This window comes from Steroidobacter flavus, from assembly GCF_042651805.1.
Classification (GTDB): Bacteria; Pseudomonadota; Gammaproteobacteria; order Steroidobacterales; family Steroidobacteraceae; genus Steroidobacter; species Steroidobacter flavus.
In genome coordinates, this window is sequence record NZ_JBHSDU010000003.1 from 1,718,272 (window position 1) to 1,733,638 (window position 15,367).

The 15,367-nt window shown below is 62.5% G+C and carries 12 protein-coding genes; 10 read left to right on the plus strand and 2 right to left on the minus strand.

Annotated elements, in window-relative coordinates:
- Nucleotides 1–38 precede the first annotated feature (38 nt).
- Nucleotides 39–1,763 (plus strand): autotransporter assembly complex protein TamA, encoded by a 1,725-nt coding sequence (locus tag ACFPN2_RS13000; protein ID WP_380597134.1) that lies wholly within the window; start codon nucleotides 39–41, stop codon nucleotides 1,761–1,763.
- Complete coding sequence (locus ACFPN2_RS13005) at nucleotides 1,763–5,536, plus strand: translocation/assembly module TamB domain-containing protein (RefSeq protein WP_380597136.1); 3,774 nt, start codon at nucleotides 1,763–1,765, stop codon at nucleotides 5,534–5,536. Before ACFPN2_RS13000 ends, ACFPN2_RS13005 begins: the two co-directional genes overlap by 1 nt.
- On the opposite strand, the gene ACFPN2_RS13010 is transcribed toward ACFPN2_RS13005, so the two are convergent.
- Both ACFPN2_RS13010 and ACFPN2_RS13015 read right to left on the minus strand, forming a co-directional pair.
- Nucleotides 5,530–6,402, minus strand: a complete 873-nt coding sequence (locus tag ACFPN2_RS13010) for an alpha/beta fold hydrolase (protein ID WP_380597138.1) — start codon at nucleotides 6,400–6,402, stop codon at nucleotides 5,530–5,532. The two genes, ACFPN2_RS13005 and ACFPN2_RS13010, sit on opposite strands and share 7 nt — an antisense overlap.
- A gap of 3 nt (nucleotides 6,403–6,405) precedes the next feature.
- Nucleotides 6,406–7,017: an NUDIX hydrolase gene (locus ACFPN2_RS13015; protein ID WP_380597140.1), complete on the minus strand. Its 612-nt coding sequence runs from the start codon at nucleotides 7,015–7,017 to the stop codon at nucleotides 6,406–6,408.
- A gap of 132 nt (nucleotides 7,018–7,149) precedes the next feature.
- Here ACFPN2_RS13015 and rarD point away from each other — a divergent pair, with 132 nt between their 5' ends.
- The 8 genes from rarD to argB all read left to right on the plus strand — a co-directional run bounded on the left by rarD (nucleotide 7,150) and on the right by argB (nucleotide 15,348).
- Nucleotides 7,150–8,073: an EamA family transporter RarD gene (gene rarD / locus ACFPN2_RS13020; RefSeq protein ID WP_380597142.1), complete on the plus strand. Its 924-nt coding sequence runs from the start codon at nucleotides 7,150–7,152 to the stop codon at nucleotides 8,071–8,073.
- A 104-nt stretch (nucleotides 8,074–8,177) separates the two neighbouring features.
- Nucleotides 8,178–8,633, plus strand: coding sequence for an arginine repressor (locus tag ACFPN2_RS13025; protein ID WP_380597144.1), 456 nt, complete (start codon nucleotides 8,178–8,180; stop codon nucleotides 8,631–8,633).
- A 60-nt stretch (nucleotides 8,634–8,693) separates the two neighbouring features.
- Nucleotides 8,694–9,914 carry an argininosuccinate synthase gene (argG, locus tag ACFPN2_RS13030; RefSeq protein WP_380597146.1) on the plus strand — a complete coding sequence of 407 codons (1,221 nt, stop codon included), beginning with the start codon at nucleotides 8,694–8,696 and terminating at the stop codon, nucleotides 9,912–9,914.
- Nucleotides 9,915–9,958: 44 nt separating this feature from the next.
- Nucleotides 9,959–11,041, plus strand: coding sequence for a hypothetical protein (locus ACFPN2_RS13035; protein WP_380597148.1), 1,083 nt, complete (start codon nucleotides 9,959–9,961; stop codon nucleotides 11,039–11,041).
- Complete coding sequence (gene argC / locus ACFPN2_RS13040; RefSeq protein WP_380597150.1) at nucleotides 11,038–12,102, plus strand: N-acetyl-gamma-glutamyl-phosphate reductase; 1,065 nt, start codon at nucleotides 11,038–11,040, stop codon at nucleotides 12,100–12,102. Before ACFPN2_RS13035 ends, argC begins: the two co-directional genes overlap by 4 nt.
- Before the next feature lie 57 nt (nucleotides 12,103–12,159).
- Entirely contained in the window at nucleotides 12,160–13,329 is a 1,170-nt protein-coding gene (locus ACFPN2_RS13045) for an aspartate aminotransferase family protein (protein ID WP_380597152.1), read from the plus strand.
- A 43-nt stretch (nucleotides 13,330–13,372) separates the two neighbouring features.
- Nucleotides 13,373–14,371 carry an N-acetylornithine carbamoyltransferase gene (locus ACFPN2_RS13050; RefSeq protein ID WP_380597154.1) on the plus strand — a complete coding sequence of 333 codons (999 nt, stop codon included), beginning with the start codon at nucleotides 13,373–13,375 and terminating at the stop codon, nucleotides 14,369–14,371.
- Nucleotides 14,372–14,427: 56 nt separating this feature from the next.
- On the plus strand, nucleotides 14,428–15,348 hold the full coding sequence (gene argB / locus ACFPN2_RS13055) for an acetylglutamate kinase (RefSeq protein WP_380597156.1): 921 nt from the start codon (nucleotides 14,428–14,430) through the stop codon (nucleotides 15,346–15,348).
- Nucleotides 15,349–15,367 lie beyond the last annotated feature (19 nt).

A 15,367-nucleotide genomic window follows, 5' to 3' on the forward strand; every position in this document is an offset into this window, starting at 1 on the left:
CTACGAGCGGCGCTCTCGTGACAGCGAGGCTGCGGGCGATGGCGACGGGAGTGCTGGCAGCGGCATTGCTGTTGCCATTGCAGGCCCACGCCAAAATCGAAATCGCCATTCCCGAAGTCAGCGACGCGATCCAGACCAACGTTCGCGCCTTCCTCAGTCTCACGCGTTATGCCGAGCGCGACGATGTGACCGATGAAGTCATGAGTCGCCTGCAACGGCGCATCGTCGCCGAAACCCGCCAGGCCCTCGAGCCGCTGGGCTTCTACGATCCCAAGATCAGCTACGACGTGAAGCACGACGGCGGCACGTGGAAGGTGACGATTCATATCGAGCCGGGCCGGCCGGTGCGACTCTCCGAAGTCAACGTCAGTGCCACCGGCCCGGGTGCGAACGATCGGGCCATTCGCGAGCTGATCGAAGCGGAAGAGCTCAAGCCCGGCCTGCGCTTGAATCACGGCACTTACGAGCGCGTCAAAGGTAACCTGGTGCGCGTGGCGAAGAACGAAGGCTATCTCGACGCGAAGCTCACCCGGCACGATCTGGTGATCGATCGTTTCGAGCGTCGCGCCACCGTCGATCTCGAAGCCGACACCGGCGAGCGTTATCTCTTCGGCGACATCGATATCGCGCAGGATGTGATCACCGACGAAGCGATGCGTCGCCTGCTACGCATGCATCCCGGCGATCCATACACGCTCGATACGCTGCTCCGAACGCAGTACGTGCTCGACGACACGCAGTACTTCTCGGTGGTCGATATCGAAAGCGGCGATCCCGATCCCGCGACGCGCACCGTGCCGATCAAAGTGACCGCCGAGCCCGGCAGGAAACATCGCTACGCCGCCAGTATCGGTTACGGCACCGATACCAAGGTGCGCGGCAAGTTCACTTGGGACAACCGACGCGTCAACGAAGACGGCCACAAGTTCAAGCTCGAGCTGCTGGGCTCGTCCATCGTCACCGACCTGACCGGCCGCTACATCATCCCGGTGATGGACATCGCGCTCGAAAAGCTGGAATTCACCGGCACGCTGCGCGACGAAGAGCTCGGCGACACCCGTTCCAAGCGAGCCGAAGTCGGTGCCGGTCTCACGCAGGTGCTGGGCCGCTGGCAACGCGTGCTGAAAATCTCGCTGGCCGAAGAAGAAACGATCGAAGCCAACAACGACTCCAGCACGAATTTTTATATCGTGCCGAGCGTCACCTATTCGACCCTGCCGAGTTACATCACCGGCGGACGCAGACGCCCTTACTTCTTCTCCGCCGAGTTGCGCGGCTCACCTGAAACATTGGGCTCGGATGCCTCCTTCCTGCAGCTGCGCCTGAAGGGCGAACGCATCTTCAACCTGAGCGAGCTGTGGCACCTGCATTTGCGCAGCGAACTGGGCATCACCCGCATCGCCGCTGCGGCCGATCTGCCAGCGTCGCAACGTTTCTTCGCCGGCGGTGAAGGCAGCGTGCGTGGTTTCGCGCTCAATGAATTGTCGCCCAAGGACGAGCAGGGCCGCACCGAAGGCGGCCGGAATCTCGCCACGGGCACCGTCGAGTTCGTGCGCGACCTGCCGCGCAACTTCGGTGTCGCGACCTTCTTCGACATCGGCAACGCGTTCAATGAATTCACCGATCCGATGTTGGAACGCTCGGCGGGCGTCGGCGTCCGCTACAACATCGCGGTCGCCAGCTTCGGCGTCGACGTGGCGCAAGCGCTGTCCGAGTCGGGCCGCACGCCGCGCGTTCATCTCTATATCGCGACTCAGTTTTGATGCGTACGCGCCTCATCCTGATCATTGTCGCGCTCATCCTGCTGGTGCCAGTCGTCGCTATCGGCGTGCTGTTGTATTCGGAAGCGGGCCTGCAGATGGTGGCTGCTCAACTGTGGCGGCTGGAGCGCTATCACGTAAAGATCGAAGGCGTGTCGGGTACGCTGGCGGGGCCGCTGCGCGTGGCTCATTTCGAGCTGAATCATCCGCGCGTGCATGTCGTGGTCAACGACATCGTCATCGAGCCGCAGCTCCGGGGCCTGTTGATTCAAACATTGCAGGCGGGATCAGTGACGGCGCGCGAGTCGCTGGTCGAGCTGCATCAGGTCGAGATGCCTCACAGCACGACGAAGCCGCGCTTCCTGCCGTCGTTCCTTCGCGTCGACGCGCGCAATGTCGAGCTCAAGAATGTGCGCTACGTGCACATGAACGGTACGGCGGTCGATGCCCGAACCGTTCGCGGACGCGTGACGATCACCTCCTCTCGTCTGCGAGCGAGAGACTTCGCGGTCGATGCCGATCTGTTCGACGCCACCGGCAATGTGTTGCTGCGAGCAGCGGCCACGGCGGATCTGCCCATGGGATTGGAAGGCGACACCAGCGGCCAGCTGCATCTGCCGGATGGCATCGACCTGGATTTGAAAGGAACGGTCGACGGCACCATCGATGAGCTGAAAATCAAAGGCCAGTTGCTCAAGCCGAGCCTGGTCAATGTCGACGCGGTCATGACGCGGCCGGAGAACAGTTGGCAGATCGCCGGCAAAGTGACGTCGGCGCAGTTCCTGCTCGATCCCTGGCTGCACGATCCGCCGCTGACGCTTCGAAACATCGCGCTGGACGTGCTCTACAATCCTGACGGCGTGCATGCCAAAGGTCTCATGCTCGTGCCCGAGATCGATGAGCAGCAACTGCTGGTCGAGGCGCAAGGTCACTATGCGGATCGCACATTGTTCCTCAGCCAGGTCGACGTGCAACTCCAAGACTCGCCGGCCGCGATGCAGGCCAACGGCAAGCTGGTCTTCGACGGCTCCTCGCCGACCATCGACCTGAGCGCCGATTGGCAACACCTGCAGTGGCCGTTGCGTGGCAAGGCCATCGTGACCAGCTCGAGTGGCGACGGCACGCTGCGAGGTCCCATGCCTTATGACTTCGCGGTGACCGCCAGCCTCGCCGGACCGAACTTTCCTTCCGGCGCGGGCTCGGCGACCGGCGTGATCTCCAAAGAGCAGGTCACCGTCGCCAGCTATTCCATCAACGCCTTGGGCGGATCGCTCACAGGTAACGGCCAACTGCAATTCGCTCAGCCGCGCGCGTGGCGCATCTCGACCCGTGCGAACAATGTGAACCCGGCGGGACTGTTCAAGGAGTTCCCCGGCAGCGTGAACCTGGTGGCGAATGCCTCGGGCGAAGGCTTCGACAAGAAGGCTTCATTCATCGCCGACGTGAGTGAGCTGCGAGGCACATTGCGCGGCGAACCTTTGCAGGGTCGCGGCTATGTGCAAAGAGATCGTCGCGGCTGGACCGTGCGCAATGCGAGTCTCGGGCTCGCCGACGCGCGCCTCGCGCTCAACGGCATCTGGAAAGAAACGATCGAAGCCACCTGGTCATTGGAGGCGCCGTCGCTGGATCGCCTGCTGCCCGACGCGAAGGGCCGGATCGTTTCCAAGGGCAAAGCGAGCGGACCGCTCAAGTCCCTGCACATCACCGGCGACCTCACTGCGAACGACATTCACTATCAGCAATGGCAAGCGGGCCAGCTCACGATCACCGGCGACGTGGACGCGAGCGGTAAATCGCCATCGCGTCTGGTCGCGTCGGCCAATCGACTCGGCGCCGGTCGGCCTCTGGTCGAGAGCCTGCAGGTGAGTGGCGACGGCACCGCGCTCGCTCATCGCATCAACATGAGTGTGACGGGCGCCGCTGCCACGCCGCGCGATACGCCGCCCAGCGCCGAGATGCAGGTCGACGGCACGTACGATCAACGAGTGTGGAATGCGACGGTCACGACCACGAAGCTGGTGACCGGTAAAGCGGACGACAAAATCTCCATCGCCGAGCCTGCGAAGATCATGGCGTCGAGCGATCAGGCACAGCTCGACAACTTTTGTTTGATCGCGGGCGCCGGCCGCATCTGCGCGAGTGGCAAGTGGCAGAAAGCGGGCTCGTGGGAAGGCACGGTGTCTGGCTATGAGATTCCGCTGGCACTGCTGTTACCGCCCGCAGGCGAAGAAGCCGAGTACGGCGGACGGATCGAAGGTCGCGTTCATGCCTTCGGCGCGCCGAATCAACCGTGGCAGGGCGAAGCGGGTATGCGCATCATCGACGCCGCCATCATCTACCGCCCGCAAGGCGCCGAGCCTGAGACATTGAATCTGGGCACCGGCGGTCTTGCCGCCACGGCCAAACCGGATCGCATCGATTTCTCGTTCGGCGTGCAGGCGTTCACCGACACGTATCTGTTCGCCAACGCGCATCTGGATCGAAACGAAAGCAACGATCTGATGCACCTGCCATTGACCGGCGACATGCGCGCACGCGCCGCTGACGCGAACATTCTGCCGCTGCTGTTCAGCGAAGTGGACAACGCAGCGGGCCTGTTGACCGCGAACGCCACCATCGGCGGCACGCTCGCCGAGCCCGAGATCAATGGACGCGTCGAGCTCGCCAACGGCGAGTTGGATTCGTATCGAGTGAACTTCGCGTTACGTAACGCCAATCTGGTCGCCGAGCTGGCGAGCAACGGCCTCGATTTCCGCGGCACCGGTCGCGCCGGCGAGGGCGAGATGGAAGCAGACGGCCGATTCACCTGGAGCGGAGGCAAGTCACAAGGCGAGCTGCATCTACGCGGCACCAACCTGCTCGTCGCCGATCTGCCCGAGTATCGCGTGATCGCGTCGCCGGACCTGCGTTTCGCCATCGACGGCAATCAGGTCAATGTCGCCGGCGACGTGTTGATTCCAAGTGCCCGCGTCCAACCGAATCAAATCTCCGGCGCCGTGCGAGCCTCCGACGATGCTCGTTACATTCACGAGACCGAGGCGGAGCGCGCCGGCCGCATCGTCGTTCACAGCGAAATCAAAGTGAACATCGGCGACGACGTACGCGTCGATGCGTTCGGCTTGCAGGGTCGTCTCGCGGGCGGCGTCGGCACGACCGTGCACACCGGTGAGACTCCCATCGGCCGCGGTGAACTGAGCGTCGTCGACGGACGCTACGAAGCGTACGGTCAGAAGCTGGAGATCAGCAAAGGCGAGCTGCTGTTCGAAGCCTCGCCGCTCGACGATCCGGGCCTGGATATCGAAGCACGCCGCAAGATTGAAACCGTGACCGTGGGCCTGAACGTCCGCGGCACGCTACAGCAGCCGCGCTTGTCGTTCTTCTCCGATCCGACCATGCCGCAAACTCAGATCGTGACGTATCTGCTGACCGGCAAAGCGCCCGACTCGGTCTCTGGCAGCGACACCGCGACGATGACCTCGGCACGAGATACGCTGACCATGCAAGGCGGTGGCTTGCTGGCCTCGCAAATCGGACGTCGACTCGGCCTGGAAGAAGTCGGCGTCGAAAGCTCTCTCGGCAGCGACGGCAATGCCAACACAGCCTTGGTGCTCGGCAAGTTCCTGTCGCCGCGACTGTTCATCAGCTACGGCATCTCGCTGACAGAGTCGATCAACACGCTGAAGTTGCGCTACACGATCAGCGACAAGTGGGTATTCAAGACCGAGGCCGGCGAGAATCAGAGCGCCGATCTGGAATACACCATCGAGGCTCAGTAAAGCAGCGCCCGCAACGTCGCCACCAGCGACAGCGGCTGATCCAGCAGCACGTGATGATGAGCCTCGGGAATCGCAATCGGCCCACGACATCCCGGAATCTGAGCGACGATTTCGGCCGCGTGCTCGTGAGTCACGATGAGACTGTGATCGCCGTAGACGAAGGACACCGGCACCTCGATCCGCTTCAGCATGCTCGACACGTTGTGATGAATGCCCAGTCGCGGCCGCGTGTCGTCGAACTTCCAGGTGTAGCCATCATCGACGCGCTTGATCGAATGCTCGGCGACGTAATTGATGATGTACGGCGCCGCGACGTTGTCCGACGGGATGAGACGAAAGCGCGCCCGGGCCGCTTCATAGGTCGGATAGATTTTCTTCGGCCGCAACTCCTGAGCGCGAATTCGCGGCTCGCCGTCATGCAGCTGCAGATGTGAATCGACGATGATGGCGCGCCCCACCTTGCCCGGATGATCCGCGCAAGCGTGCAACACTCGTCCACCGCCGAAGCTGTGACCGACGACGACGGGCCGTTCGAAGCCGACAGCATCGATCACCGCCAGCAAATCGCGCGTGTAGTTCTCGTCGGTGTACTCGTCGCGGTTGCCGCTGTCGCCCATGCCTGAGAAATCGAATGCGACGACGCGGAAGCGCTCGACAAAAAACGGCGCGATGAAACTCCACCAGCGGGCGTGAGCACGAAAGCCGTGCGCGAACACGAGGCCGGGCTTGTGGGTCTCGTGCTCGTTCCAGATCAAAAAATGAATCGCGGTACCGCCGGCATTTACATAGCGGGACTCGCACGGCACGGCGAGCGCCCGCGTGAACCACTCGGGCGGCAGAAAATCCAAAACAGGCGCGTCGCTCATCGTTCAATCGAACTCGGTGGGCAACGAACGATCCAGATGGTGTTTGTACGCATTCTGGATCTGCGCCACCGTGGAGCGCCCGGTCGACAGCTCGGGCAAGTCGGTGACCGGAAAGAACTTCACGTCCGTGGTCTCGTAGCTGGTGCGAAAATCGCCGCCGGTGATTTCGCAGATAAAGAACAGCTTCCAGACGTGATACAGAAACTTCGGATGATTGTGCTTGTTACGGTCGCAGATCGCCGCCAGCTTGACGGCCCGCGCTGTGAATCCCGACTCCTGCTCGATCTCTTTCTCTACAGCGTGCGAGGGCGTGTCGTTCACGTCGGCCCAGCCACCGGGTAAGGTCCACTTGCCGTCGACGCGCTCTTTCACCATCAATACCTGATCGCCGCGAAACACAGCGCCGCGCACATCGACCTTCGGCGTCGAGTAACCGTCTTCAACCATCCACGTGGCGCGCACCTGATCCGGCGTCAGCTTCGACTCGAGCGCCAGCAACTCGCCGGCGATCTGGCCCATCTCGCGATAACGCTCGCGATCGTATTCTTCCTGTGAAAAATGCAGCCCCGTTTGTGACAGCGCGAGCAGGCGACGCGACAGATCGAGCACGGACATAGTTAATGACGATGCAAATTTAATGACAGATAGGAAGCTTCTCGCGCCCGCCGGGCGCATGCAACTTCAGAAAGACCGACATGCGGCTGCGTCCTGCACTATCATTACCGCCCAGCAGATTGCTCCCGGTCCATGAACGATTCCTCCAGCGTCGCCCCGGCCGTGCCCGCGGCTCAACGCATTGATGGCCGCGGCCTCTCCGCCGCTGTCTCGGCCTTCCTGATCTGGGGGCTGATGCCGTTGTATATGAAGTTGTTGCAGACCATCCCGGTTCTGCAAATCACCGCGCATCGCATGTTGTGGGGCTGCCTGGTCGGTTTCGGCTGGCTGGCGGCGCGCGGCGACACCAATGCAACCTGGGCCGCGCTCCGCAATCCGCAAGTTCGTTTGCGCCTGTGCGCCTCGGCGACCTTCATCGCCATCAATTGGTCGATTTTCATGTGGGGCATCGCCACTCATCACGTGGTGGAAATCAGCCTCGGTTATTTCATCGGCCCGCTGCTGAACGTGGCACTCGGTGTGGTGTGCTTTCGGGAGCGACTGAGTCGTTTGCAGTGGCTGTCGGTGACGATCGCCGCCGCCGGCGTGCTGTATCTGACCTGGGCGGCCGGCAAGCCGCCGTATGTGTCAATCGCGTTGGCGTTGAGCTTCGGCCTCTATGGACTGGTTCGAAAGACGGCCAACGTCGAAGCACTGCCCGGCTTCACCGGCGAAACGCTGCTGCTGTTGCCATTCGCGGCCGGCTATGTGCTCTGGTGCGAATTCACCGGCATGGGTGCGATGAGTCAGTCGGGTCTCAACACCAACCTACTCTTATTACTAGGTGGGCCGCTGACCGCAGTTCCGCTGGTGCTGTTCGCCACGGGAGCACGGCGCATTCCGCTGTTTACGGTTGGGCTGCTCCAATACATTGCACCGAGCCTGCAGCTGGCGTGCGCGGTACTGGTGTTCGGCGAGCCTTTCAGCGGGCCTCGGGTCGCAGGGTTTGTAATGATCTGGACCGCATTGGCGGTGTTCGCCCTGGATGGATTGCTGACCTCGCGCCGCCGGGCTTGAAAAAGCTGCTAAAGCCGTTATTGACAGCCTCTGCATAATTATGCACCATGCGCGCCTTTTTATGCATAGGCGCGTTTGCGCCTTTTTGAGGTTGTCACCAGGACATGGCTGCAGAGATTCATCAATCCGTCGCGCGCCGGGCCGCGATTCTCCGCATCATCGGAGAGTCGACCGTGCGCAATCAGGACGAATTGGTGAAAGTCCTGCGCAAAGAAGGCTTTGAGGCGACCCAGTCGAGCGTCAGCCGCGACCTGCGCGAGCTCCGCGTCGCCAAGGCCGGCGATCGCTACATCCTGCCCGCTCAGGATGCCGACACGGTCAGCAACCCGTTTGCGGCCGTCGCCAAGTTCGTGCTCGAGATCAAAACCGCCGGCACCTCGCTGACGGTCCTGAAGACGACCACCGGCACGGCCCAGAGCGTCGCGGTCGCGATCGACAGCTCGGAGTGGCCCGAAGTGGTCGGCACCCTCTCCGGCGACGACACCATCTTCATCGCCACGGACGAGCCGAAGGATCAGAAGAAGCTGCGCGAGCGCCTGCGCGGCATCTTTGGCATCTGAGCCGGCACCGCCGGCGCGTCCAACACCAGATCAGCTATTTGTATTGATACGGAAACGAGCATGAGCACACTTCCTCCTGGCAACGAACCGATTCTGCTGGCCTTCTCCGGCGGCCTGGACACTTCATTCCTGGTGCCGTGGCTGTCGGAAAACTATAAGCGCCCGATCATCACGGTGACCGTCGATACCGGCGGCATCGATGCCGAAGCGGCGAAGGTGCTGGATCAGCGCGCTCGTGCGCTGGGTGCGAAAGATCACATCCTGGTCGAAGCGAAGCCGGCTTACTTCGAGCAGGTGATCAAGTACCTGATCATGGGTAACGTGAAGCGCGGTCAGATGTATCCGCTGTGCGTCGGCGCCGAGCGCGTCATGCAGGCGCAGATCATTGCCGAATATGCCCGCAAGCTCGGCACCAAGGTGGTCGCGCACGGCTGCACGGCGGCCGGCAACGATCAGGTGCGCTTCGAAGTTGCGATCCGCACGCTGGCGCCCGAGCTGACCATTCTCGCGCCGGTGCGCGATCAGGCGTTCAAGCGCCCGGATCAGCTCAAGTATCTGCAGGATCGGAATCTCACCATCCCGCCGTACGGCGCTGCCTATTCGGTGAATCGCGGCCTGTGGGGCGTGACGATCGGTGGTAAAGAGACGCTGACCTCCGAGGGCAGCATTCCCGATCATGCGTGGGTGCTGTCGAAGGACGCGTACTCGAACCCGCAGGCGCCGGAGACGCACACCATCGGCTTCGAGAAGGGCATTCCTTCGAGCCTGGACGGCGTGAAGCTCGACGCGGTGAGCGTGATCGAGAAGGTCGAAGCGATCGGCGCGAAGTTCGGCGTCGGCCGGGGCATCCACCTGGGCGACACCATCATCGGCACCAAGGGCCGCGTCGCGTTCGAAGCGCCCGCCGCCGAAGTGTTGATCAGCGCGCATCGCGAGCTGGAAAAGCTGGTGATGACCGGCCGTCAGCAGCGCGTGAAGGAAATGTTGTCCGGCCCGTACGGCGATCTGGTGCACGAAGGCCAGCATCTGGATCCGGTGTGCCGCGACATGGAAGCGCTGTTCGTGAATTCGCAGGCACGGGTCACCGGCGAAGTGAAGGTGCAGTACCACCCCGGCAACGCGTTTGTCGCCGGCGTGACATCGCCCTACTCCATCATGGCCGCCTCGAAGGGCGTCTATGGCGAAGCGGCCGGTGAGTGGACCGCCGCCGATGCGCTCGGCTTCTCGAAGATGGTCGGGCTGCCCGGCATGTTCTGGACCCGCGCGGGCCAGGGCAAGTAACGAATCGTTTTTTCAACGTCTGAACAGGTGAACTGAACACTGCCATGAAAACCGTAGTCGTCGACAAGATCGCGTCCATCACCCAGGCTTTGAACCTGGGGCATGAGTTGCGTGTCGCCACGGACAACATTCCTTGCGAGGAAGGCGTGGTGCTGGTTGTCGAGATCCTCAACAACAAGTCGACTTACAACACCCTCGAGCTGACCAGCGGCCGCATGGCCAAGGTCGCCAAGGGCGACGTGATCGTCGGCGCGCTCGGCCATCGCCAGGCGCTGTTCGGCTACTCGGGTCATTTGCCGACCTCGGTGAAGGAAGGCGACGTCATCCAGGTGCTGAACATCGGCGGCGTGCTGGGCGTGGTCGAATCGGTGAACCCGGAAAAGGGCACGCCGTTCGACGCGAAGGTGATCGGCGTGGTGCTGCAATTCCCGTATCTCGGCGAGCGTATCGGCGTGCCGGCGCGCATCGGCTATCGCCGCCTCGATTACAACGCGACCGTGAACACTCGCAACGTGCCGGTGGTCGCACTCGCGGGCACTTGTATGGAAGCGGGCAAGACCGCGGCGGCTTGCGCGATCGTCGCTCGCATGCGGCATCGGGGCTTGAACGTGCATGCGTTCAAGGCCACTGGTGTCTCTTTGCGTCGTGACATTCTGGCGATGGAAGATGCCGGCGCGAGCAAGAGCATGATCTTTACCGACCTCGGCGTGGTCACGACCACGGCGAAGACCGGCCCGGCGATCACTCGCGCGCTGCTGACCGAGATGTCGCAAGGCGAGCCCGACGTGATCGTGTTCGAGCTGGGTGACGGCATCCTCGGCGCGTATGGCGTCGAAGCGATCCTGTCGGCGTCGGATATTCGTGCCGCGCTCACTTCCGTCGTGTTGTCGGCGAACGATCCGGTCGCGGCCTGGGGCGGCGTGAAGCTGCTTCGTGAGCAGTTCGGTATCGAGCCGTCGGTCGTCACCGGCCCGGCGACCGACAACGCGGTCGGCGTGAACATCATCAAGGACAAGTTCGGCGTGCCGGCCTTCAACGCGATCACCGCCGGTGCCGCGCTGGGCGACTGCGTGATCGATTCGTTGAAGCTGACTCCGAAGACCAAAGCGGCGGTGAGCGAAGAATGAGCGACGCGAAGATTCCGGTCATTGTTCTGGGTGGCACCGGCTATGTGTCAGGCGAGCTGCTGCGCCTGATCGCCGCGCATCCGCGTCTGGAGCTGAAGGCCATTCTTTCGGACAGCCAGCCTGGTGAGCCGGTGGCCAAGTTCTTTGCGCATCTGGCGCCGATCTATCCGGAGCTGAAGTTCTCCAGCCTGGACGAAGTGAAGCAGCTGGTCGGCACGCTGCCGACGTCGGCGGTTGTGTCGGCTGCTCCGCATGGCGTGGCAGCCAAGCTCATCGATGACATCCTCACGGCGGCCGAAGCGAAAGGCACGAAGCCGCGCGTCATCGATATTTCTGCCGACTATCGCTACAGCACGGCCAGTGCTTATGAAGCGGTGTACAAGCATGCGCACGGTGCGCCGAATCGGATTGCGCAGTTCAGCTGCGCCGTGCCGGAACACCTGAACAAGCTCACGACGCCGCATGTGGCGCATCCGGGCTGCTTCGCGACGGCCGTGTTGTTGTCGAGCGTGCCGTTGTTGTCGCTCGGTCTCGTCGAGCCGCGTTTGTTTGCTGCCGGCATCACGGGCAGCACCGGTTCGGGCCGCACGCCGGGCGCGGGCACTCATCACCCGCAGCGGCACAGCGATCTGTACGCATACAATCCGTTGTCACATCGGCATACGCCGGAGATCGCGGCGCTGGCGCAGGTGGCCTCGCAAGTGCCGGCGGAGTTCAACTTCGTTCCGCACTCCGGTCCGTTCGCGCGCGGCATTCATGTCACCGTGCAGGCGAAGGCGCTGAAGCCGATCAAGACGCCCGAGCTGCTCGAGGCGCTGAAGGGCTTCTACGCCGGCCGGCCTTTCGTTCGTGTCGTCGGCGAGATGCCTCATGTAAAAGATGTGGCGACCAGCAATTACGCGTTCCTGAGCGCGGCGGCCAATGGGGAATCCGTCGCTGTGATGTGCGCCATCGATAACCTGGTGAAGGGCGCGGCCGGCGGCGCGATGCAATGGTTGAATCGCGTGTTCGGCCTGGATGAAACCACCGGCTTGACGACGCCGGCGGCGGGCTGGACTTAAAGGATCGGCCGGCGACAACGCAGTCGCCGGCGACTTTCAAACGAGAACATGAGTTCGATGAGCAATTCAGTAGCCACTTCCAACGCACCGGCCGATCATCTCGCGCCGGTTTACGCGCAGTTTCCGTTGCAGATCACGGACGCGCGCGGCGTCTTCTTGCACAAGCCCGATGGCGGCAAGGTGCTGGATCTCTATGGCGGTCACGCCGTGGCGGCGCTCGGCTATGGCCATCCGCGCTGGGTCGAAGCACTGACTGAGCAGGCGAAGTCGCTTTGTTTCCAGAGCAATGCCGTTGCGCTCGACGTGCGCCGTCGCGCGGCGACCCGGCTCGCCAAGTTCGCCGGGCTCGGGCTCGACACCGTGTTCTTCGTGAACTCGGGCGCCGAAGCCAATGAGAATGCGTTGAAGCTCGCCTGCAAAATGACCGGCGGCACGCAGGTGATCGCGGTCGAAGGCAGCTTCCACGGCCGCACCGCCGCCGCTGGCGCGGTGACTTGGGGTGCGGACAAAAAGTGGTACGGCTTCCCGAACACACCGTTCGAAGTGAAGTTCATCAAGCCGACGACGACTGCGGCCGAGCTCAGCACGCTGATCAACGATCAGACCGCCGCTGTCATCGTCGAGCCCGTGCAAGGCGTGGCCGGCGCACTCGATATGCCGAAGGAATTCTTGCAGGCATTGCGCTTCCGTTGCAGCGAGAACGGCAGCGTGCTGATCTTCGACGAAGTTCAGTGCGGCTTCGGGCGCACGGGCCATCCGTTCGCCGCCAACATGTATGAAGTGACACCGGACATCATCACCACGGCGAAGGCACTGGGTGGTGGCTTCCCGGTGTCGGCGATGATGGTCGCGGATCATGTCGCCCCGTATTTGAAGATGGACTCGCTGGGCACGACGTTCGGCGGCGGCCCGATGGCCTGCGCCATCGTCGAAGCCGTCATCGACATCATCGAATCCGAAAACCTGTTGAAGAACGTCCAGCAGCGCTCGGCGGAAATCCGCGAGACCTGCATGGTCGGTCCGGTGATCGGCTCGCAAGGCGCCGGCTTGCTGCTGGGCCTGCGCACCTCGCGGCCCGCGAAGGACGTGCAAGCGGAGCTGTTGAAGCTGGACATTCTCACCGGCACCAGCGCCGATCCCAACATCCTGCGTATCCTGGCACCGTTCGTATTAGAAAGTGAGCATGTCGAGTTGCTGCGCAAAGCACTCGCTCGACTGCCGAAATGACTCACTGATTGAAGTGAGTCGCAAACACACCGAGCAATAACTTATGAATCGTTTTCTCGACCTGGGCGATTTTCCGCGCGAGCAAGTGAAAGACCTGCTGGGTCTCGCCGCTCGCTTGCAGCAGACACCGCAACCGCAAGCGCTGGCCGGCAAGGTGCTCGGCCTGCTGTTCTTGAATCCCTCTCTACGTACGCTGGCCTCGTTCCAAAGCGCGATGATGCGTCTCGGCGGTACCGCCGTCGTCATCACGCCGGGTCAGGGCACATGGCAGATGGAAACGCGCTCCGGTGCGATTATGAATGGCGCCGCGGCCGAGCACGTGCGTGAAGCCGTGCCCGTGCTCGCTTCGTACTGCGACGCCATTGGTATTCGCATGTTCGCTGAGCATCGCAACCTCGCCTCCGATCTCGCCGAGACCGGCTTCCGCATGATGGCGGATCTTTGTGACAAGCCGCTGGTGAACATGGAATCGGCGATGGCGCATCCCTGCCAGGCGCTCGCCGACTGGCACACGATGGATGAGCTGCGCGTGCCGGAGAAAGGTAAGTTTGTGTTGAGCTGGGCCAATCATCCGCGGGCGTTACCGCTGGCCGTGCCGTCATCGACCGTTCACATGGCGGCAATGCGCGGCATGGAAGTCGTCGTGCTGCGTCCTGAAGGCTTCGCTCTGCCCGAGCCCATCATGGAAAAAGCACGACAGGCCGCGAAGGCGTCGGGCGGTTCCGTACGCGAGACCGAGAATCGCGCCGAGGCACTCGACGGCGCTCACGTGCTCTATGCAAAAGAATGGGGCTCGCCGCAACACTACGGCGACGACGCGGCCGACAAGCGCCTGCGCGAAGACTTGAGCGACTGGTGCGTGAAGGAAAGCTGGTTCCGCGCGACGGATCCTGGCTGTCATTTCATGCATTGCTTGCCGGTTCGGCGTAATGTCGCGGTGGCCGATGAAGTGCTCGACGGCCCACGCAGTGTCGTGATCCGTGAAGCGTTCAATCGGATGGTCGTGCAGATGGCAGTCCTTTACCGGCTGCTTCGAGGCTGATCTTTTTCTGACCAGTCATTAGTCATTAGTCACTATTCACTTCTAAGGATACTGCCGTGGTGCTTCGCTCTGATCCCTCTGTTGCCGTTCGCGCTCTGCGCAGCGCCGCACCGTACATTCGCATGTACAAGGGCAAGGTGTTCGTCATCAAGGCCAGCGGTGGTGTGTTCGGCGACATCGAGTCCACCCGCACGCTGATCGAACAAGTCGCGATCCTGCATCAGGTCGGCATTCGCGTCGTGCTCGTGCACGGCGGCGGTCCGCAGCTGTCGCAGATTCAAGAGTCCTTGGGCATCACGCCGCGCATGGTCGCGGGCCGTCGCGTCACCGACGAGAAGTCCATGGAAGTCACCAGCATGGTGCTCAATGGCCTCGTGAACACTCAGATTCTCGGCATCTGCCGCGAACTGGATATCGCTGCGGTCGGCGTGAGTGGCGTCGACGCGGGCCTGGTCCGCGCTCACAAGCGTCCGCCGGTGAAGGTCGAAGGCGAGACCGTCGACTATGGTTTCGTCGGCGACATCGATCTGATCGACGCGAAGGTGCTGCAGCAGTTGCTCGACGACGGCTTGATGCCGGTCGTGAGCCCGGTGTCTGCCGATGACAAGGGCACGCTGCTGAACATCAACGCCGACACGGTCGCGGCCGGCATCGGCGCGGCGCTGAAGGCGGAGAAGCTGATGTTGGTGACCGGCGCGCCCGGCATTCTCGAGTCGCTGGAAGATCCGCGCTCCATCATTTCGTACACCGATCTCGCCGGCCTGCAGAAGCTCAAGGATCAGGGCAGCCTGAAGGACGGCATGCTGCCGAAGGCCAAGGCCATCGAAGAAGCAATTCGCGGCGGCGTGCGTCGCGTGCACGTGATTTCGTACAAGAGCACCGACAGCATCCTTGCCGAAGCCTTCACGAATGAAGGCACGGGCACGCTGGTGGTCGAAAACATCAGCGCGCTGAGCCCGGCCGAGCAACATGCATAACTCAACCACATCCCTTTTT